This is a genomic window from Lysinibacillus telephonicus, assembly GCF_003966145.1.
Classification (GTDB): domain Bacteria; phylum Bacillota; class Bacilli; order Bacillales_A; family Planococcaceae; genus Ureibacillus; species Ureibacillus telephonicus.
Genome location: NZ_RXNR01000072.1, coordinates 1 through 19838, shown reverse-complemented (window position 1 = coordinate 19838; position 19838 = coordinate 1). Strand labels below are relative to the sequence as shown.

Genomic DNA, 19838 nt, shown 5'->3' with positions numbered 1-19838 from the left:
ATTCATAGACGGAGTCCTCCTGTGTGATGATGGGTCAATGGCTGTTGACACTCATGCATCATACTAGAGGGCTTTTTTTATTTCAAGACCCTGAAAATCCTTCTAACAGGAATGCTCCTTTCTACATTTATTGTTCATTACTAAAACATTTAATATGCAAAATCATGTAGAGGAAACCAATAACAATTATATAAAAACCGTAGCTATACTACGATTTATCCATCGTTTAATTAAAAACTATTTTATCATATATTGGTAAATATTACATTTATTTTAATAGGTTTTTGTTTTACTATTTTATGCATAAAGTATGATTTTTAGAACAAATAAGGAGTATTCAACCTAGACCAAAGTCTTGATTAAAAATATCTTTAAAGAAGGAAATATACTTATGATGATTAAAAAAACTACCCTAAATTGTAGGATAGTAATTGTGATTGTATTTTTTATTTAGGAATTGTTCCATTTACCCCTTGAACAAACCAATCCATTGCTAAAATTTCTTCAATTGTCATCACTTCCCCTTCAGCAACACGTAATTCACCAGTATTGTCGTAAATTGGACCAGTAAACACCTCTAAGTTTCCATCAAGAATTTCTTGTTTTTTCTCGTTAACTAAATCTTGTACTTCTTGTGGTACATTTTTACCAAATGGTGCTATATCAGCTAACCCCTCTTTTATACCACCTAAGTAAGAATGGGATTCCCAGGTACCATCAATCCAGCTTTGAACGACATCGACATAATAAGGTCCCCAGTGAATAATTGGATTTGTAATATACGTATCTGGAGCATATTCACTCATATCAGCATCATTCCCCATACCCCAAACACCACGTTCCGCTGCTGCTTGAATTCCTGCTGGAGAATCTTGATAGTTTGCCAATACATCAACACCTTGGTCTAGTAAGCTAATAGCTGCCTGTCTTTCAACGGTTGGGTCGAACCAAGTATTACTCCAAATAACAGATACTTCAGTATTAGGATTTACACTTTGTGCAGCTAATGTAAATGCGTTAATTGTAAAAATGACTTCAGGAATTGGAAATGCACCAACATAACCAATTTTACCATTTTCAGTTAATGAACCTGCAGCAATTCCGGATAAATAACCTGATTCAAAGCCCTTCACTTGATAAGTAGCAACATTATCTGCTGTTTTGTAGCCTGTTGCATGCATGAAAATAACATCTGGATACTTTTTAGCTACATTAATGGTTGGATTCATATAACCATAACTCGTTGTAAAAATAATATCATGATTTTGAGCAAGTTCTTCAATAACTCGTTCTGCATCAGGTCCTTCAGGAATATTTTCGACAGTAGTTGAAGTAATTCCAAATGTTTCATCTACCAATTGTCTACCTTCGTCATGTGTCATTGTCCAACCACCATCAGCAGGAACTCCAATATAAACAAATGCAACTCTAGGTACTTTTTCTTCTGCTGTTTCAGTTTGTTCAGTTCCATTAGTTGTATCCGCTTCAGCTTCGACAGGTTCTTCTTGAGGTTCTTCAGTTGCCTGAGAACAAGCTCCTAATACAAGGATTAACATTGAAAATAATGCTGCAAATATAAAGTTCTTCAAATTATTTTCCTCCTAACTCATCATATCTTTTTTATATTTAATACTTATAAACCGACCGTCACCTCCCTTTGTGATTTACGAGTCTAAAAGATTATTAAAGTCGTTGTTCACGGAAGTACGGATTTCCTAGGGATTTTGGTTCAACAGAAGGTTTATTTCTATTTTTCCAACCAATGAACATAAGAATAAAAATAGTAGCAGCGTATGGAATCATCTTTAAAAAATAAGATGGTATATTAAATTCATAAATTTGCATGCGGAACCCAAGCGAATCCAATCCTCCGAAGAAATACGCACCAAAAAGTGCATAGATAGGATTCCAGCGGGCAAATATGATCAAAGCAATTGCAATCCATCCTCTTCCGGACGTCATTCCTTCAATCCAGTTCGGTGAATACACCATAATAAGATAAAATCCGGCAACACCCATTAGCATAGATCCTGCTATTACATGAAAGTATCGATATGCAGCAACAGAAATTCCCATGGCATCAGAAGTTGATGGATTATCACCAACAGCTTTTAAATGGAGACCCCATGCCGTTTTATACATGTAAACGTATAGAATGATAGATAATGCAATACTAAGCCATATAAAAATATCTAGTCCGGAGAAGATTTGTCCTATAATAGGAATTGCATCCAGCCAGTCCAATTCAACTTTTGGAATAGAAACAGGAATTGGGACTCCCGCAACCGATTTCCCTAGATAAGCACTTAATCCCGTTCCAAATAACGTAATGGCTAATCCACTTACTGTTTGATTAGCACGCAATGTAATGCAAAGAAATGCATGAAGCAAACCAAGAAATCCTGTAGCAATTAACACAACAGCCAAGGTAATAAATAAATTATTTGTTTGAATAAAAACTATCGCTGACATTACTGCACCGATTAACATAATGCCTTCTGTTCCTAAATTAATTACTCCTGCTTTTTCATTTAAAATGCCGCCTAAAACCGCAAATAGTAATGATGTTCCTCCAGAAATTGCAGCTGCGATAATTAGTGGGATTATTTCCATCGAATCACCCCTTATATTTTCTGATAATTCTGACTTTTAATCTCCTAATCTACCTTTTTCAATTTAAATTTACTTAACATTTCCCCGCCGATTAAGCAAAATAAAATTGCACCTTGTAGCATGTTAGAAAAAGAAGATGGCAACCCAATTGTTTGTACACTATACCCTCCAACTATTAAGGAACCTATAAAAACAGAAGTAATAATCATCCCCCATGGATTTAGTTTAGCCAGCCATGCTACGATAATCGCTGTATAGCCATAGCCCGGGGATATTCCATACATCAAACGTCCCGCCACACCTGATACTTCTATCGCACCTGCAAAGCCGGCTAATCCCCCACTAATCATCATAACGATGAGAATATGCTTCGTAATGTTTATTCCTGCATTTTTTGCTGCAACAGGATTAGCACCAAGCAGCCTTAACTCATACCCCCAACGAGTTTTTGCGAGGAAAAAGGCAAATAGTATGACAGCTGCCAATGCGAAAATAAGTCCAAAATGCAACCGTGTTCCACCTAAACTCGCAAGCAGTTGATATGGTGTAAATTCCTGAGTTCCAGGAAAATTAAAACCTTGTGGGTCTCTCCATGGTCCGTAAACTAAATAGTCTAAAAGTAAAAGAGCGATATAATTTAACATTAAAGATGAGATTAATTCATTTACTTGAAAATATGTTCGAGGAATTGCTGTGCATAATCCCCAAATTGCTCCTGCAGCAAATCCGACAACCATCATAACTGGAATGTAAAGTGCTCCCGGTAGATTAGGTAAGAAAATCGTAACTGCAGTTGCACCGATTGCTCCTAAAATAAATTGTCCTTCTGCCCCAATATTCCAAATAGCAATTTTATATGCTATCGCCACTCCAAGCCCGCATAATAAAAGTGGGATTGCTTTAACAATCGTTTCACTAATGCCAAAGCTAGACCCGAATGCTCCGGCAAGCATTTTGCCATACACAGTAATTGGGTTCATTCCATTAAAAAGGATAAAGACTGCACATATCATAAGTGCAACAATGATTGAAATAATCGGTACCCACCAGCTTCCGCCTTTTTTGTGAGCATCATATTCTAATCGAAATGGAACATTTCCAAGTTTCTTGTTGTCTTGTTTCAGCTCAACAGGCAGCGGTTCAAACGACGATTTCTGGCTCATAGAATGCTCCTTCCTTATAGTTTAATCCGGCCATCAATTGACCGATAACTTCGCGATTAGCTTGTCCCCGGTCAATTACTCCATTAATCTTCCCATTATATAACACAAGAATTTTATCTGATAATTGCATAACTTCTTCTAAGTCTTCAGAAATTAATAGAACACCACTGCCTGAATCTCGTAATTGGACGAGCATTTCATGGACTGCTTTTGCAGCACCAACATCTAGCCCTTGCGTTGGATGTACCGCAATCATTAGTTTAGGATTTATATCAATCTCTCGTGCGAATAATAACTTTTGCTGATTCCCACCTGAAAGCTGGGCAACAGGACTAACCATATCAGGTGTACGAACATCAAATTTTTTTATTAGGTTTGCTGCCCATTCCATATTCTCTTTCTTTTTCATAAGACCAAACTTTGCACGAGCATTTGATCTGTAGGTTTTCATCATCAGATTATCAATTATTCCTAAGCTTCCTGCGAGTCCACTTTTCATACGATTTTCCGGTATATGTGCAATTCCTTTATCAATTAATTGTTGTACAGAAGGAGCTGTTAATTTTTCGTTATTAAAAACAATTTGACCAGAGTACAATTGCATTAATCCTGTTAACACTTCAGCAAGTTCTTTTTGTCCATTACCCGCTACACCAGCTACTCCAACAATCTCATATTCATGTACGGAAAAGTTTATACGATCAATTGCATTAATTCTCAGTTTTGTTCGAACTACTAGGTTTTGTACATCTAGGATTGGTTTGCCTTTTTCAATCACTTTAATGGAAAAGCCCTCGTCTGCCATGTTTTGGCCTACCATTAAGTTTGCAAGTGATTGAATCGTTGCCTCCTCCTTCGACATTTGAGCAATCATTGTTCCCTTTCTCATAACAGAAATCTGATCTGCTATTGTCATAACTTCTTTCAATTTATGGGTAGTAATAATCATTGTTTTACCGTTTCGCTTTAATTCCTGCATCGTTAAAAATAATTGTTCAACTTCTCCAGGAGTTAAAACAGATGTCGGTTCATCAAAAATAATGATTTCCGCACCGCGATATAACGTTTTTACAATTTCAACACGTTGCTGCTCCCCGACAGATAATTGCCATATAGGGACTTTGGTTGGAAATGTAAGCCCATACTTATCGGCAAGTTCTTCTATCTCCTCTATCTTTTTCTTCATCCAAGAAGAGCCACGCCACTTATTGCTTTTTTCTCCTAAAATGATATTTTCAACCGCTGTTAATGTATCAACAAGTCTAAAGTTTTGATGAACCATCCCAATCCCTAGTTCCATTGATTCTTTTGGAGACCGAATTCTGCTAAGCTTACCGTTAATATAAATGTCGCCGCTATCTGCACGATAAATGCCGCTAAGCATACTCATAATCGTACTTTTGCCAGCACCATTTTCACCGAGCAGCGCATGAATCTCACCTTTTTTCACTTCAAAATTGACATGGTTGCTCGCTACAACTTCTCCAAATGTTTTCACGATATCTTTCATTTCAATTACATTTGCAGATTGACTCAAAGGTCTGGCCTCCTTTCACTAATAAGTTATCACTCTTGTACTGCCACTTTAGATTTAGCTAAACTTTGAATTGCTCGTATAATTCCACCGTATCCTGTACAACGGCATAAATTCCCTGCCAATGCCTCTTTAATATCTGCCTCTGTTGGATCAGGATTAGTCGATAATAGAGATTTTACGGTCATAATCATACCTGAAGTACAATAGCCGCATTGAAAGCCTCCCTCTTTTAAAAATGCTTGTTGAACCTCATCAATCGTCACCCCAACCAATCCTTCAATCGTTGTAATATGTTTACCATTTACTTGATAAGCCATAAGCAAACATGCATTCACTAATACGCCATCTACAAATACTGAGCATGCACCACATCGGCCAATTCCACATGACACTTTTGGCCCTATCAAGTTTAGATGATCTCGTAATAGGTTAATAAGCTTTATTGTTGGATTAACCTGTAATTCATATTGTTCGTCATTAATAGTTAATTTTAGTGCTATCGTTTGGCCTTCATTTAAAGTAAAAGGATTATCGATTACCCTATTTTTCATATCCATTCAAGCATCCCCCTCGATTCAATGTGCTCAAGTATTTCCTCTGAAGAAATCGGCAGTTTTGATACCCAGCATCCAATTGCATCATGAACAGCTTTAACAATGGCAGGCGTTATGGCAATCGTTCCAATCTCACCAACACCTCTTGGACCATAGGAATCTCCCTCATACAATTCTTCTATGGCGTAAACATTTGTCTCAAACGGAACTTCTGCAATATTTGGAATTAAATAAGAATCAAAGTTTTGAGCTACATATTGTGCATCCTTCATTTTTGCTTCCTCTAAAAGTGTATATCCAAGCGACATTATTCCTCCGCCTTCAATTTGTCCTCGGTAGCCATGCGGACTTATAACAGGACCTGCAGAAACAACATGATCAATAGATAAAACCTTCACCTTGCCAGTTAGTAAATCCACCTCTACATCCACTTTGACTCCTCCAAAGGAATATAGGAAATGCCCGCCACTTATTGCATCAGGTGTTACAGGAAAATGAAAACTTGTTTCAACAGTATTATCTATTAATTGCTCCACACATTCTTTGTACGTAAGACAAGGACCAGCTTGCTTCTCAAAACACCAAACACCACCTGGTCCTAGGTATAAGCTTTGTTCAGGTAAATGAAGCATTTTACCTGCATGATGAAGTATTTTTTGCTTAAATGGATCTTTCAATTTTTGAAGTGATTGCCAAACGACGCTCGTACCGCGGGAAGCTGTTATCGAACCAGATGATGGAACAACTGCTGTATCGCCAATAACTATTTTTACATCTTCCTTACTACATCCAATCTCCTCGACAACTAGGTTCTCAATTACAGATAGGAGACCTTGACCACATTCTTCAAAACCGAATGAAATTTCAATTTGTCCTTCTTTATTTAATGAAAGTCTTCCCCCTGCACTATCCAAACGTCCAAAACCAAGACCACCACCGTGCATAGCTATGGCAATACCTGTTCCGTAACGCTTCCATTGAGAATTTGAATATTGCTTATTAGTTTTTTCATACAGCTTCTGAATACCGTTCAAAACTTGTGCAGCACCATCTGTAGGGGCAATACGCTGACCTAATGGACCTTTATCAGTAGCTTTTCTTAAGTTTATTTTTCGAATTTCAATTGGATCTATTTGCAATAACTCCGCTAGACGATCTAACTGGCTCTCTAGTGCAAAGGTTATTTGATTGCCGCCAAAACCTCTAAACTCACCAGACACGCCATTATTTGTAAATACTGAAACACCTTCTGTTTCAATATTAGGAATAATGTATGGACCAGCTGCATGTTCTATTGAAAAATCTAATACTGCAGGCCCTAAAGTTGTATAAGCGCCCTTATCAGCAATGATTTTTACTTGATGAGCCAATATTTTTCCTGTACGATTAGTTCCAGTTTTTACTGTAATTTTCATCGGATGTCGTTTGATGCTTGTTTTAAATGATTCCGTTCTGGAATTGTGGATTTTCACAGGTCTCTTAGTTGCTAACGCAAGGAGTGCAGCATAAGGCTGTATGTTCAATTCATCTTTACCACCGAAGGAACCGCCCATAGGACTAGACACAATTCGAATCATCTTTTCCGGCAACCCTAGTATTCTTGATAGTTGGAAACGATCTCGATAGCCGTGCTGCGTTCCTGCGTAGACTGTAATCGCACCGTCATTTTCTGGTACGACAACTCCACCTTCAGTTTCCATATAAGCATGTAATTGTCTAGGAACTTCATATGTTTCTTCTACTATAGCTTCACACTGTTCAAATGCTTGTTGTATATTTCCTTCGCTAAACATCGCTTGGTGGCAAATATTCCCTCCAACATGAAGCTTGAATGCTTGTGGTTTTAAAGCTTGTTCTGGAGAGTCAATTATCGGTAATTCCTCGTAAATTACTTCAATTAGTTTTAACGCATTTTCTGCCGCTTGAATGGAATGTGCAGCAACACAAGCAACAGCGTCTCCAATATAACGGACCTTATCTTCACAAAGTACAGGCTGGTCTGCAACAATAATTCCAAAACGGTTCATGCCTGGAACATCGTTATATGTAAGTACAGCTTCGACTCCAGGTAATTTTATTGCTTTATCTGTGTTAATCGAAATAATTTTGGCATGCGGATATGGGCTTCTTAACACTTTGCCATAAAGCATGTTCGGAAAAGTCAAATCCGTTAAATATTTTAGATTGCCTGTTACTTTAGAGTAGCCGTCAGGTCGTACTCTACCTTCTTTTTCAACAATGTTAGATTTCATATATATGACCCTCTCCTTGGCTACTAATTGTTAATTTGCTTTTTAGCTCAGCAACAATGAGATTAGCAGCTATTTTCTTTCGGTATTCACTTGATATAAAACTATCCTCAACTGCATTAAATTCATTTGTTATCGATGAATAAACTGCTTTCCAATTGATTTCTTCACCTGTTTTGCCATTTAGCAATTGCTCTGTTTTTTCCAATCGTTTAGGTTCGTTGTCTCCTCCCCCAACAGCAAGCCTTACAATATTTAAAACACCTTTTTCATCCCACTTGATTTTTCCGGATACTGTTAATATTGCTGCAGTAAACGTTTCTCTTCGACCTATTTTTCGATAAAATGAAAAGCATGTTTTTTCATTTACTTCAACTGGCAATTCAATCTTTACCAATAGTTCATTTCCTGTAATCTGTTTATTTTGCAGCCAATCCCAAAGGTCAACTATTATGGAACTATTTGGTCCCTGAATATACAATTTTGCTTCCATCGCTAATAACAAAGGAATTAGATCACCTATTCCTCCCATTACATTTCCTCCAATTGTTCCACGATTTCGAACAGCTGGAGCGGCGATTGTTTTCAATGCGTTGCATAAAATAACATTTTCTTTTATAAGTGAATTATTTTGATAGCTTCCTAAAGTTGTTAATGCTCCAATGGATAAAACATTATTCTTCAATTTAACTTCCTTTAATGAAGATATTTGTTCAAGACTGATAAGATGTTGGGCCATTTTCCGGCCATTCATCCATTGAAGTTGCAATAATGTTGCACCAGAAGCAAACTCCGCCTCTATACCAAACTGTTTTTTTAGGTCAATAGCCTCTTCGACAGTTACTGGCATCCAAATAAAAGGAGTTTTTGGTTCTAATCCATCAAATTGATATACCATTTGTGAAAACCTCCTCTAAATATGTATTTAAAACGTAATTGGATAAAATGATGTGATTCTAAGCTTGTAGGTTGAATTTGGAGTAAAAGAAGCGAAATTTTGGATGATAGGCACTATAAATGTAATTCATGTAACATTATCTAACATAATAACAAGGGGATTTTCAATTGTCATTAATATTTTTTCCCAATTTTCAAAATATTTTTAGTGAAAATAACTAAAAAGACAAATAGTTAACTAAAATGCGTTATAAAATCTTACACAAAATCTTATATCAATAAACAATCTATACTTATTTGCAAGCCTTTTACCTTTAGGTTTTGTATAACAAAATATTATAATTGCAAAGCTGCTAATAAAAACAGGATAATTGTTACTGAAAAAACAGGAGGAAAAAACGGAGACTATATTCGAGAATAACTAACGGGAAAGGAAGCCTAAATAGATTTTCCTTATTTTAAGAAGATGAGTTTCTGAAACAAGCATAAAAACAAACAAAGGGGCTGGGACATAAGTGGATTTTTTGTAAAAATTCGCTTTTATCATTAATAAGAATTTGATAATTTTTGAAAATTGATTGGAGTGAAGGGGCGAGTGTAGCTGCCGGCTGCGCCTTTCGCTACAGAGCAATGTTTTTCTGTACCGAAAGCGAAGCGTCAGGTACAAAGCTTCCTGCGGGAACAGCCCGTGACTCGAGACCCCGCAGGAGTGTAGCGACGAGGAGGCTCTGGGCCAGCCCTGGATGCGCGTCCCCGGAACGGAAATCAATTTCCCACTTAGCAAAAAAACGTCATTTTTCTCATCAAGAAAAATGGCGTCTTTTAGTTTTGTCCCAGCCTCTAAAAATATACTCAGATTAATTGCACCATAGGTCACAATTTATTAAAGTAAATAAATTAATCGATTGTTGTTACATAACATTTAAGTAAAAATAAAGTTGTTAAATTTGAAATGCAATTAGTTATAACATATTCCCATTTTTTAATGTTATAGCTTGTATAATAATATATCTTCCTTTTGTTCAGAATGAGGTATTAGAATTATTCATTGTATCAAACAGTAGTTGTGAGTAAGGGTGAGTAAGTTGTTCACGTTCCCAATACGTGAAACTCTCTACAATTTCCCCTTGGTACATTACCGCTACACGATCACAAAATTGCTTAGTGGATTGTAAATCATGTGTAATAAATAGATAACTAAGCCCATCTTGGATTTGGATCCTTTTCAAAATTTCTAAAATCGACTTTTGTGAATTACTATCTAAACTTGCAATGGATTCATCAAAAATAATCAGCTCTGGCTTAACAGCTAACGCTTTAGCAATACATACACGTTGCTTTTGCCCACCACTCAATTGATTGGGAAAATACTTCAAATGTGACTTGTCCAAACCAACTAAATGCAATAGTTTAATACATTCTTCAAGCCAATCCCTTTCATCTGGAAAGAAATTTCGAATGGGCTCTGCTAGTATTTCTTTAATACACATTTTAGGATGCAATGACGCTGAAGAATCCTGCATTACCATTTGAATGTTTTTATACAACGTAAAATCTTTCAATTCTTTTGTATGGATGTTGTGCCCCTTCCATAGAACCTTTCCGGAAGTTATTTTTTCAATTCGCATAATACATTTTGCAATGGTACTTTTCCCGCTTCCACTCTCACCAACCAATGCAAGACACTCACCTTTTGAAATTGCAAAGCTAACATTTTTAACAGCGACTTTTTTCTTTATATTCCCTCTTCTTAATCGTAAAGGATATTCTTTTGTAACTTGCTTTAATTCTAGCAATGTCATAAAAGCACTCCTCCTTCATTCATATGAACGACACGGTCTGCATATTTATTCACACTGTTTTCATCATGTGAAATGAGAAGTATTGTTAATCCAAGGTTACACTGTAATTGTTTTAATAACTCTAGTATTTTTTCACGGTTCACTATATCAAGAGCAGTTGTTGGTTCGTCAGCAATTAGTATTTTCGGCTGTAAACTTAACATCATCGCTAACAATACTCGCTGCCTCATCCCTCCACTAAGCTCAAACGGATATGAATCAAGAACTTCTTCAGGTTCTTTGAAACCGACTTGAGTTAGCAAGTTAAGTAAAAGCTGTTCAACTTCTTTTTTTGAGCCTACTTTTCTATGTCGAATAGTTTCCAACATCTGCTTTTTTACTAACCTAATCGGATCTAATCCGTTTAATGAATGTTGAATCATCATCGCTATATTCTCTCGTCTTAAATTTTCGAATTGCTTCTCATTAAATTGTATAATATTTTTACCTTCAAATAGAATTTGACCTTTTGTTACACTTAATCCTTTGTCTAACAATCCAACTAATGCATGTGCAATAACACTTTTACCTGCACCACTTTTTCCAGTCATTGCAACCATTTCTCCTGGATATAACTTAAATGATACATCTTGTATAATTACTTTCCGCTGTTGTTTTTGTTTATATGTAACTTCTAAATGGTCAACCTTCAATAAGGGGCTTCTATCCAAAACCTCATACCTCCTTACTAAAAGTTATGTCGTGTTTCCCAAGTCTTTCACTTACTAATTGGCAAGATAAAACAAACAATACAATTGCTAAACCAGGAAAGAACATAACGTATGGGGAAATTTGAAAATAATCTGTCGCATCATTTAACATAGCACCCCATTCAGGCGTTGGCGGCTGAGAACCTAATCCTAAAAAAGAAAGGCTGGCAATATTTAAAACAATCTTTCCTAAATCTAGCGCACTAAAAACAAGAATAGGCATCGCTATTTGAGGAAGTATATAACGCTTTAAAATACGAAAATGAGAATTCCCAGCCATTCTAGCCGAGAAAATATAATCCTCTTGAGATATTTTTATAACAAGACTCCGAATAAAGCGTACATAGCTTGCCCAACGTACCACTACAATAGCGAAAATCATATTTACTAAGCCAGGCCCTAATAATCCCACAATGGCTATCGTTAGTACAATATCTGGAATAGCTAAAGTGCTATCGATGATTCGCATCATAAAATTATCTGAACGCCCTCGAACATATCCTGTTAACAGTGCGATTGGAACACTAATCAACATCGTAAAGAACATAATAATTAAAGCAGATGTAGCACTTATTCTTATGCCATATATAATACGAGATAAGATACAACGCCCTAGATGATCAGTACCGAAAGGATAAGTCCAACTCGGTGACTGTAATCTAGCAGCTAAATTAACTGCCAAAGGATCATGAGGCGCAATCCATGGTGCAAATAATCCCAACAAAGAAATACTTAATAGGATAACCAGCCCTACAAGCAAACCAATATTTACTTGCTTCAATCTCTTTAACATCACCTGGCTACCTCCTATTTAAACGTGGATCAATGATTAAATAGATAAAATCTACTAACATATGAATTGCTACAAATAATATAGCAGCAAAAACAACGTAACCTTGAATGACAGGATAATCCCGCATATTAATAGATTCAACAATATATCGTCCTAAACCTGGCCATGAAAAAATAGATTCTACAATAATACTACCCCCAAGCATGAATGCAAAGCTTGTACCAGTCATCGTTACAATTGGCAGTAAAGCATGCTTTAATACTTGAAATACTAAAATCCTATTTTTCGATATCCCTCTTGCCCTAGATGCCTTTACAAATGGTTGCTGCAACATTTCCAGCATATGCGTACGTAGTACACGTGCATATACAGTACCTAGACCTAATCCAAGGGTTGTTGCAGGTAATATTAAGTTTTTCCAACTACCTCTTCCCATTGATGGCAACCATCCCAGGCTAACAGAGAACAGATACATAAATAAGAATCCGAGCCAAAATGTAGGCATTGCTGAACCAAGAAGTGCTAAAACACGCCCTAATTTATCCACAACTCCATTTTCATAAATAGCCGTAGAGATTCCTAAAATTATCGTCACTGCTAACATAATGCCAAGCCCTGCTAATGCAAGTTCTATCGTAGCTGGCAATCTTGCAAACAACTCACTTATCACAGGTTTTTGGGAAACAAAAGACACACCCCATTTCCCCGTAAATATTTGCTGTATCCATTCAATATATTGTCCACCAATAGAATTGGTTAAGCCTAGTTCACTCCGTAAAGCATATATCGCTTCATCTGAAGCAGGAATATCGTTAGCTTTCAACATAATTGTTGCTGGATCTCCAGGCGATATTCTAACTAGTAAAAAAGTTACCGTTGCAACGCAAAAAACAACAATAAACAATTGTATAAGACGTTCTAATAAAAATTTAACCATAGCGTACGATTATTCTTTATCGATATTTGCATTATTATAGTAGTATTCGATTGGCAGTGCCTCAAAGCCTCTCAATTCTTTATTTACTGCAAATACGGTATTTGGATAGACAATATATGAATGAGGTACTTTTTTTCCAATTTCTCCTTGAATTTGGATTGCTAATTCAGTGCTTTTTTCTGTATCAGTTGTCTGATGTAATTCATTAATCAACGCATCGACTGTTTGTGATGCAAAATGGTTCATGTTTGATAGACTGTCTGATTTATAAAAAACCTCTAAGAAAAAGTATGGACTGCCAGTATGAGCTGTTAGCATACTGTACATTGCTAAATCCCATTCTTCATTTACTAGTGTTTCGTCTATATTTTCTACTTGGCGAATATTTACCTTCATCCCGTGTTCGAGTAGTTTACTTTGAATAACCTCTGCCATCACTGTTAGCTCCGGGCGTTGTGGGAATGTTAAAAAAGTAGCTTCAAAGACTTTTCCGTCTTTTTCCCACATACCATCCGTGTTTTTTGTCCAACCGTCTTGCTGCATTAATTGGTCAACTGATAGATCTTCCTTTGTTTCACTTAATTGTCCAAATGGTAATACTGGTGAAAACGGACCAACTGCTGCGGTTCCTTGCCCTTTCATAACAGAATCCACAATTTCTTGGCGTGGAATTAAAGAATCGACAGCTTTTCGTACAGCTAATTGCTTAAATAATGGAGATTCCATATTGTACATTACTAAATGTGTTCGTAATGATTGAGCTGTTAAAACTTCAAAGTTATCATTTTTTTCTAAGACTTCAATGTTGTCAACTGAAATATCTGTTGCTCCATCAACCTCTCCTGATTGTAAAGCCATCAAACGCGTATTACTGTCTGAAATAAACTTAATTGTTACTTCATCTAGTTTTGCCTTTTCTCCCCAATAATCTTCATAGCGCTTAACAATTAGAGATTCGTCTTGGTTAAATTGCTTTATAACATATGCACCTGTAAACGCTGGATAACCATCCTTATTATCTAGAGAATCCACATCTACGATAGTCGTGCCTGGGTCTGCTAAATTTGAGATTAGTGCAGCATTAATTTCCTTAGTTTCAATTTTTAACTCTGACTCCGATACAACTTCCATTGATTTAATTTTTAATAAATCCTTTGTTCCTTGGTTGTTGTCAATGGCATGTTGTAATGAATTCATCACGGACGTTGCATCCATTGCTTTACCGTTATGGAATGTTACATTCTCCTGCAGTTGGAATAACCAAGTTGTATCATCCACTTGTTCCCATGATTTTGCCAACCATGGTGTAGGAGTTAAATCTTCACTTAATTTAATTAAAGTTTCCGCAGCACCTGACCGCATTATCTCCCAGCTATCGCCACTATGTGGATCTAAACCAGATGGACTCCAAGAAAACGCTAAAGTTGCGGTTTTGTCAGTTTCTTCTTTACTTGTTGCAGCTACCTGTTCTTCTTTTTTAGCTGAGCACCCTACTAACGCAAGAATGCATAGCGCCATGTAAAACCATGTAATCAAGCTTTTGTAGCATTTCTTCATTTTTTCTTCTCCTCCTAAAAATGAATTGTTTATAACAAGCTACTTTACATGTGTACAACTGTTAACAATTCAAAATAAAAAGCACTTCTGACAACTTAAGAGGTCAGAAATGCCTTGGAAAGATAAAAAGGTAGTGTCGAAAAAGCGACGAAGTATTATCCGCAAACCAACCACCTCCCTAATCTCCCGTAGGTCTCTCAGTGATATTTAAATAGGCAGGTCTCCTGACTTATCCTCTTCACAACCTACGCCTTCCCGTTTTGTTCAAAAAACAGTGGCATCAAGCAGGTTGCTCTGAATTACAGTGGCGGGAACCGTGTTGGATTTTCACCAATCTTCCCTTTTAAGCCATACTTAAAATATGTATAGCACCTATTAAAAATTCTGAAGTTTTCTATATACTACCATAAAATAAAACAATTATGTTAATTAATTTACTATTTTTGCAATTAGAATTAGCTATTGTAATAATAACTAATTTATCTCATATTATTTTTTGGAGAATCTTTCAATATCAAATTAGGTACTGCCTTCATATAGATTAATTCTCCCATTAACTCCACAATGGTTTGTGTTACAATCACAGCCGCTGCTATCTTTGCCCAGGACTCAGGTAAAGCTAATGCCAAAGGAAGAACAACAAGTGAGTTTCGTGTTCCAATACTAAAAATCAGTGCTCTCCCTGCATCCTTATCCAGTTTAAATATAAACGCGATTAAACGGGAAACAAATGGTGTGATAATTAAATACAGAAAATAAATTGGAATTACACGTACAATTACATCGAAATCACTATATACCTTACCTATTTGCGATGCCACAACAGCGATTAATACTAACGCCATAAATGGAACTGGCAGCCATGCTGTGGAATGTAAAACTCTTTCTCCTAGAACCTTCTTTTTAGCCCACAATTGAGTAATAACAGCTATTAATAATGGAGCAACTATTAATAATAGAAATGCTTCTAAAAATGGCTCCACGTGGACTATTCCCACCATATCTTCACCTATAAATAACCATAGATACAACGGCAGTAAAATCATTTGTACTACAAATAAAATAGGCGTAGAAGCTAACATTAATTTCTCATTTCCCTTACCTAGTTGAGTAAAGACAATTACATAATCGATACATGGAGTTAGCAAAACTAAATAAACACCTAATAATACTGGTGTCGACTGAGGAAATATTATTGTTAAAATCCAAACAATTATTGGCACTGCAATAAAATTCCCTACTAGCAACGAACCGATAAATTTAAGATTTGAAATAGCCTCACCCAGTTTTAAAAATGGAATTTGAGCGAACATTCCATACATTAGAACAGCAATAAGCGGTGAGATAATCCAATCTAAACTAGTTGCTAAACTCTCATTTGATAGGCCTATTACTCCTCCAAGAATTAAAGAAAAAACATATATACAAATTTGATGATTTTCGATCTTTTCTCTTGTCATCTTCACTTCATAATCCTTCCTTACTTATGATGCTTCATTCAAGTCTGCGATTTTTCTTTACAACATTAAATACCATGTTTTATACATGTTGAAGCCCTTCATAAGTAATAACCAGCGACTATCGCAACAAAAAAATAAATAATCGCGACTTGAGTAAAACTCCGACTATTTCATAATTTGTTGGGAAGCCATGACTCTCTCCTTCAAGTGGTTGTCCTAGTAATGCATCATACATTCTTGAAGTGAATAAAACGAAGCTTCATATCGGTTGATCCAATTTTAGCCTACTTCTTTATTAACTAAATTATAAAGCGTTGATTTTGTTGTTTTAAATAGCAACCACAACAAGACTTCCCCTCCTAAACTATAACGATTATTATACAAGCCACTTCAACGATAGATATTTTCTACTTAGTGAATTTTAGCAACAATACAAACTTGAATGAACTCATTCGTTTAGTAAAGTGAACTCCCTGTCACATTTGAATTTTCTATAAAATTGTTTGTTTGAATAGAAAATTTGACACACATATTAGTAAGAGCTAATATGATAATAGCATAACATATTCGTTTTTACTAATATATATTTGGAGTGATTCTATGCAAAATATTGATTATGATATGAAGGTTAAGTTAATTCATGGATTTTCAAACAAAACAAGAATTCAAATTCTTGAAAGTATAAAGGAAAAGGAAAAAACAGTTACTCAAATTGTTGAAGAACTTAAAGGAAATCAGTCAAATATTTCACAACATCTCGCTTGTTTAAAAGGCTGTGGAATCATTGTGGGTAGAAATGAAGGAAAATACATTTACTACAGCTTACGCAACCAACATATAAGAGATTTATTAACCATGTTTGATGTTGTTCTTGAAGATGTAGAAAATGACGTTGCACGTTGTGATCGTCATATAGATTAGGGGAGATTATATTGGCAAACGAATGCTGTAGCTCAAAAAACATATCTAAAACAGTGGATAATAATTGTTGTAGTTCTAGCCGTTCATCGCAAGAGGCAAATTGTTCAAGTACTTTAGAACAACAGTCAACTCCAAGTTCTTCTCTATCTGTAGAAAAAATGACATATCAAGTTCACGGAATGGATTGTGGTGCATGTGCAGTAACCATTGAAAAAGGATTAAGCAAACTTAAAGATATTGCTGAAGTTAAGGTAAATTTCAGCACAGGGAAAATGCAGGTTGCAGCAAAAAGTGTCGATGCATTAATACCAATTGAAACGGAAATCAAAAAACTTGGCTTTTCTGCAAAACCTTTAAACCAAAATAAAAATATAAAAACATTTAATATTGTTGGAATGGACTGTAGTAGCTGTGCCAAAAGCATAGAAAAACACTTAAGTACCCTTCCATCAGTGAAAAGTGTAGACGTAAACTTCTCTACGGGAAAAATGAAAATTGAACATTCGAATAGTGTTCAGGAAATTATATCTGAAGTTTCTAAAATAGGTTATAAAGCGTCATTATCAGTAAAGAATCAACCCGCGGCCCCAAAAAATATGTTTAGTGACAATGCTTCAGTGATTTTGTCGGGTGTATTGTTATCTTTAGGTTTTATCGGATCATTTACCGGATTCTCTCCTTTAATATCATCCATTCTATACGCCATTGCAATGGTGATTAGTGGAGTTAAGCCTGTTAGAAGTGCTTTCTATGCAATAAAAAGTCATTCATTGGATATGAATGTACTTATGTCTGCTGCAGCTATTGGTGCTGCTATTATCGGGGAATGGTTTGAGGGCGCAACCGTTGTTTGGTTATTTGCAATAGGGAACTACCTTCAAAATCGATCAATCGAGCGTACTCGAAATTCAATTCGTAATTTGATGGACTTAGCCCCTGCTGAAGCTTGGGTTAAAGTTGGAACTGAAATTTCAAAAGTTTCGGTTGAAGAAGTGAGCGTTGGTGATATTATCGTTGTGAAACCTGGCGAAAAGATCCCATTGGATGGTGATATTGTTCTTGGTGAATCTAGTATTAATCAAGCGCCAATTACCGGTGAATCAATTCCTGTAGATAAGACGATTGGTGATACTGTTTATGCTGGAACAATCAACGAACACGGTTCCCTTGATATTAAGGTAACAAAGTTAGTAGAAGATACGACGATATCAAAAATTATTCAATTAGTCGAAGAGGCACAAGAGAAAAAGGCACCAACAGAAGCCTTTGTCGATAAATTTGCAAGCATCTATACACCAATTGTATTCATTGTGGCATTAGTCATGATGTTACTTCCACCCCTTCTTAATTTTGGCACTTGGAATGAGTGGTTCTATAAAGGTTTGGAACTACTTGTTGTAGCTTGTCCTTGTGCTTTAGTTATTTCTACTCCAGTTGCCATCGTATCAGCAATTGGGAATGCCGCAAAAAATGGTGTCTTAATTAAAGGTGGAACGTTCTTAGAAAAAGCAGGTGCAATCACCGCCGTTGCATTTGATAAAACTGGTACGTTGACAGAAGGGAAACCTAAAGTAACTGAAATAAAAACTTTCAATAAATCTGAAGAGGAATTACTTTCAATTGCATTCACTCTAGAAGAATATTCCACACACCCTATTGCACAATCAATTGTGAATTATGCAAATGAAAAAGGGATACAACCTAAAAACGGTCATTCATTTAAGAATATTGTAGGTAAAGGGGTTCAAGCGACTATTCAAGAAGAGACTTATTACGCTGGAAATCTAAAATTATTTGAAGATCTCCATATACCACTTGATAATGTGATTGAACCTGTTCAAGACATTCAAAGGAAAGGTAAATCTGTTGTGATTATCGGTTCGCAACAAGGGATTTTTGGGATTATCGCAGTTTCTGATACACTCCGCGAAACATCTGCATCGACATTAAACACATTAAAACAAAGTGGTGTTAAGCAAACCGTCATGTTGACTGGAGATAATGAAGAAACAGCAAAATTAATTGCATCAGAAGCAAATGTTAACCGTTATTTTGCAGAGTTATTACCAGAGGATAAAGTAGAAACCATTAAAAAATTACAAACTGAAGGTCATAAGGTAGCAATGGTTGGTGACGGCATCAATGATGCTCCAGCACTCGCAACAGCAGATTTAGGCATTGCAATGGGTGGAGCTGGAACAGATACCGCAATGGAGACAGCCGATATCGTATTAATGGCTGATAATCTTGAAAAACTACCTCATACAATAAAATTAAGTCGAAAAGCTTTGCGAATCATTAAACAAAATATTTGGTTTTCTATTATTATTAAAGTCGCTGCCCTCGTCTTAATCTTCCCTGGAATCCTTTCACTTTGGATGGCCGTATTAAGTGATACAGGTGCTGCTTTAATTGTTATTTTAAATTCAATCAGAATACTAAAATTTAATGAATAAGTTGCAAAGAGATGTCTCTGGATAAGAGACATCTCAGACTGTAGACAAACTCGAAAATTCGAGTTTGCCTACAGTCTTTTTTCTTTTAAAATAAAATTAATAACCCTTTTTGAATAAGTTAGTTGATTTCCGTTTCGGCGGACGCTTTCC

At 36.0% G+C, this 19838-nt stretch carries 15 protein-coding genes, 1 pseudogene and 1 riboswitch; of the genes and pseudogenes, 3 read left to right on the top strand and 13 right to left on the bottom strand.

The genetic code is table 11. The annotated features are described in order from the left end of the window. Nucleotides 1-446: 446 nt before the first annotated feature. The 7 genes from EKG35_RS17435 to EKG35_RS17405 all read right to left on the bottom strand — a co-directional run bounded on the left by EKG35_RS17435 (nt 447) and on the right by EKG35_RS17405 (nt 9014). A complete protein-coding gene (locus tag EKG35_RS17435) occupies nt 447-1589 on the bottom strand; it encodes a BMP family ABC transporter substrate-binding protein (RefSeq protein ID WP_246020464.1) in 1143 nt (380 codons plus the stop codon). A 94-nt stretch (nt 1590-1683) separates the two neighbouring features. Beyond that, nucleotides 1684-2613 (bottom strand): ABC transporter permease, encoded by a 930-nt coding sequence (locus EKG35_RS17430; protein WP_126295817.1) that lies wholly within the window; start codon nt 2611-2613, stop codon nt 1684-1686. A gap of 44 nt (nt 2614-2657) precedes the next feature. After that, nucleotides 2658-3776 (bottom strand): ABC transporter permease, encoded by a 1119-nt coding sequence (locus tag EKG35_RS17425; RefSeq protein WP_126295816.1) that lies wholly within the window; start codon nt 3774-3776, stop codon nt 2658-2660. Then, nucleotides 3754-5313, bottom strand: coding sequence for an ABC transporter ATP-binding protein (locus EKG35_RS17420; protein WP_342774126.1), 1560 nt, complete (start codon nt 5311-5313; stop codon nt 3754-3756). Before EKG35_RS17420 ends, EKG35_RS17425 begins: the two co-directional genes overlap by 23 nt. Before the next feature lie 29 nt (nt 5314-5342). Further along, nucleotides 5343-5870: a (2Fe-2S)-binding protein gene (locus EKG35_RS17415; protein WP_126295815.1), complete on the bottom strand. Its 528-nt coding sequence runs from the start codon at nt 5868-5870 to the stop codon at nt 5343-5345. Beyond that, nucleotides 5861-8119: a xanthine dehydrogenase subunit D gene (pucD, locus tag EKG35_RS17410; protein WP_126295814.1), complete on the bottom strand. Its 2259-nt coding sequence runs from the start codon at nt 8117-8119 to the stop codon at nt 5861-5863. Before pucD ends, EKG35_RS17415 begins: the two co-directional genes overlap by 10 nt. Then, nucleotides 8109-9014, bottom strand: a complete 906-nt coding sequence (locus tag EKG35_RS17405) for an FAD binding domain-containing protein (protein ID WP_126295813.1) — start codon at nt 9012-9014, stop codon at nt 8109-8111. Before EKG35_RS17405 ends, pucD begins: the two co-directional genes overlap by 11 nt. A 324-nt stretch (nt 9015-9338) precedes the next feature. Between EKG35_RS17405 and EKG35_RS21355 the strand changes: the two are divergent. Further along, nucleotides 9339-9434: pseudogene (locus EKG35_RS21355) on the top strand (cyclic pyranopterin monophosphate synthase MoaC); the annotation flags it as partial. Between the two features lie 601 nt (nt 9435-10035). Here EKG35_RS21355 and EKG35_RS17400 read toward each other — a convergent pair. From EKG35_RS17400 to EKG35_RS17375, 6 genes are all read right to left on the bottom strand, one after another. Next, on the bottom strand, nt 10036-10815 hold the full coding sequence (locus EKG35_RS17400; protein ID WP_126295812.1) for an ABC transporter ATP-binding protein: 780 nt from the start codon (nt 10813-10815) through the stop codon (nt 10036-10038). Further along, nucleotides 10812-11525, bottom strand: a complete 714-nt coding sequence (locus EKG35_RS17395) for an ATP-binding cassette domain-containing protein (protein ID WP_126295811.1) — start codon at nt 11523-11525, stop codon at nt 10812-10814. Before EKG35_RS17395 ends, EKG35_RS17400 begins: the two co-directional genes overlap by 4 nt. 4 nt (nt 11526-11529) lie before the next feature. Next, complete coding sequence (gene nikC, locus EKG35_RS17390; RefSeq protein WP_126295810.1) at nt 11530-12357, bottom strand: nickel transporter permease; 828 nt, start codon at nt 12355-12357, stop codon at nt 11530-11532. A 7-nt stretch (nt 12358-12364) separates the two neighbouring features. Continuing rightward, nucleotides 12365-13294 (bottom strand): nickel ABC transporter permease, encoded by a 930-nt coding sequence (gene nikB / locus EKG35_RS17385; protein WP_126295809.1) that lies wholly within the window; start codon nt 13292-13294, stop codon nt 12365-12367. A gap of 9 nt (nt 13295-13303) precedes the next feature. Continuing rightward, on the bottom strand, nt 13304-14851 hold the full coding sequence (locus tag EKG35_RS17380; protein ID WP_126295808.1) for an ABC transporter substrate-binding protein: 1548 nt from the start codon (nt 14849-14851) through the stop codon (nt 13304-13306). Nucleotides 14852-15048: 197 nt separating this feature from the next. Next, nucleotides 15049-15242: riboswitch (cobalamin riboswitch) on the bottom strand. An 88-nt stretch (nt 15243-15330) separates the two neighbouring features. Beyond that, on the bottom strand, nt 15331-16317 hold the full coding sequence (locus EKG35_RS17375; protein WP_126295807.1) for an arsenic resistance protein: 987 nt from the start codon (nt 16315-16317) through the stop codon (nt 15331-15333). 594 nt (nt 16318-16911) lie between these two features. Here EKG35_RS17375 and EKG35_RS17370 point away from each other — a divergent pair. Together EKG35_RS17370 and EKG35_RS17365 are read left to right on the top strand one after the other, a co-directional pair. Beyond that, nucleotides 16912-17232 carry an ArsR/SmtB family transcription factor gene (locus tag EKG35_RS17370; protein ID WP_126295806.1) on the top strand — a complete coding sequence of 107 codons (321 nt, stop codon included), beginning with the start codon at nt 16912-16914 and terminating at the stop codon, nt 17230-17232. Nucleotides 17233-17243: 11 nt separating this feature from the next. After that, entirely contained in the window at nt 17244-19688 is a 2445-nt protein-coding gene (locus EKG35_RS17365) for a heavy metal translocating P-type ATPase (RefSeq protein WP_126295805.1), read from the top strand. Nucleotides 19689-19838 lie beyond the last annotated feature (150 nt).

Coding starts and splice junctions, on each gene's coding strand:
- EKG35_RS17400 (WP_126295812.1), bottom strand. CDS start 10,815: ATGACATTGCTAGAATTAAAGCAAGTTACAAAAGAATATCCTTTACGA.
- EKG35_RS17415 (WP_126295815.1), bottom strand. CDS start 5,870: ATGGATATGAAAAATAGGGTAATCGATAATCCTTTTACTTTAAATGAA.
- EKG35_RS17405 (WP_126295813.1), bottom strand. CDS start 9,014: ATGGTATATCAATTTGATGGATTAGAACCAAAAACTCCTTTTATTTGG.
- EKG35_RS17430 (WP_126295817.1), bottom strand. CDS start 2,613: ATGGAAATAATCCCACTAATTATCGCAGCTGCAATTTCTGGAGGAACA.
- EKG35_RS17380 (WP_126295808.1), bottom strand. CDS start 14,851: ATGAAGAAATGCTACAAAAGCTTGATTACATGGTTTTACATGGCGCTA.
- EKG35_RS17425 (WP_126295816.1), bottom strand. CDS start 3,776: ATGAGCCAGAAATCGTCGTTTGAACCGCTGCCTGTTGAGCTGAAACAA.
- pucD (WP_126295814.1), bottom strand. CDS start 8,119: ATGAAATCTAACATTGTTGAAAAAGAAGGTAGAGTACGACCTGACGGC.
- nikB (WP_126295809.1), bottom strand. CDS start 13,294: ATGGTTAAATTTTTATTAGAACGTCTTATACAATTGTTTATTGTTGTT.
- nikC (WP_126295810.1), bottom strand. CDS start 12,357: ATGTTAAAGAGATTGAAGCAAGTAAATATTGGTTTGCTTGTAGGGCTG.
- EKG35_RS17370 (WP_126295806.1), top strand. CDS start 16,912: ATGCAAAATATTGATTATGATATGAAGGTTAAGTTAATTCATGGATTT.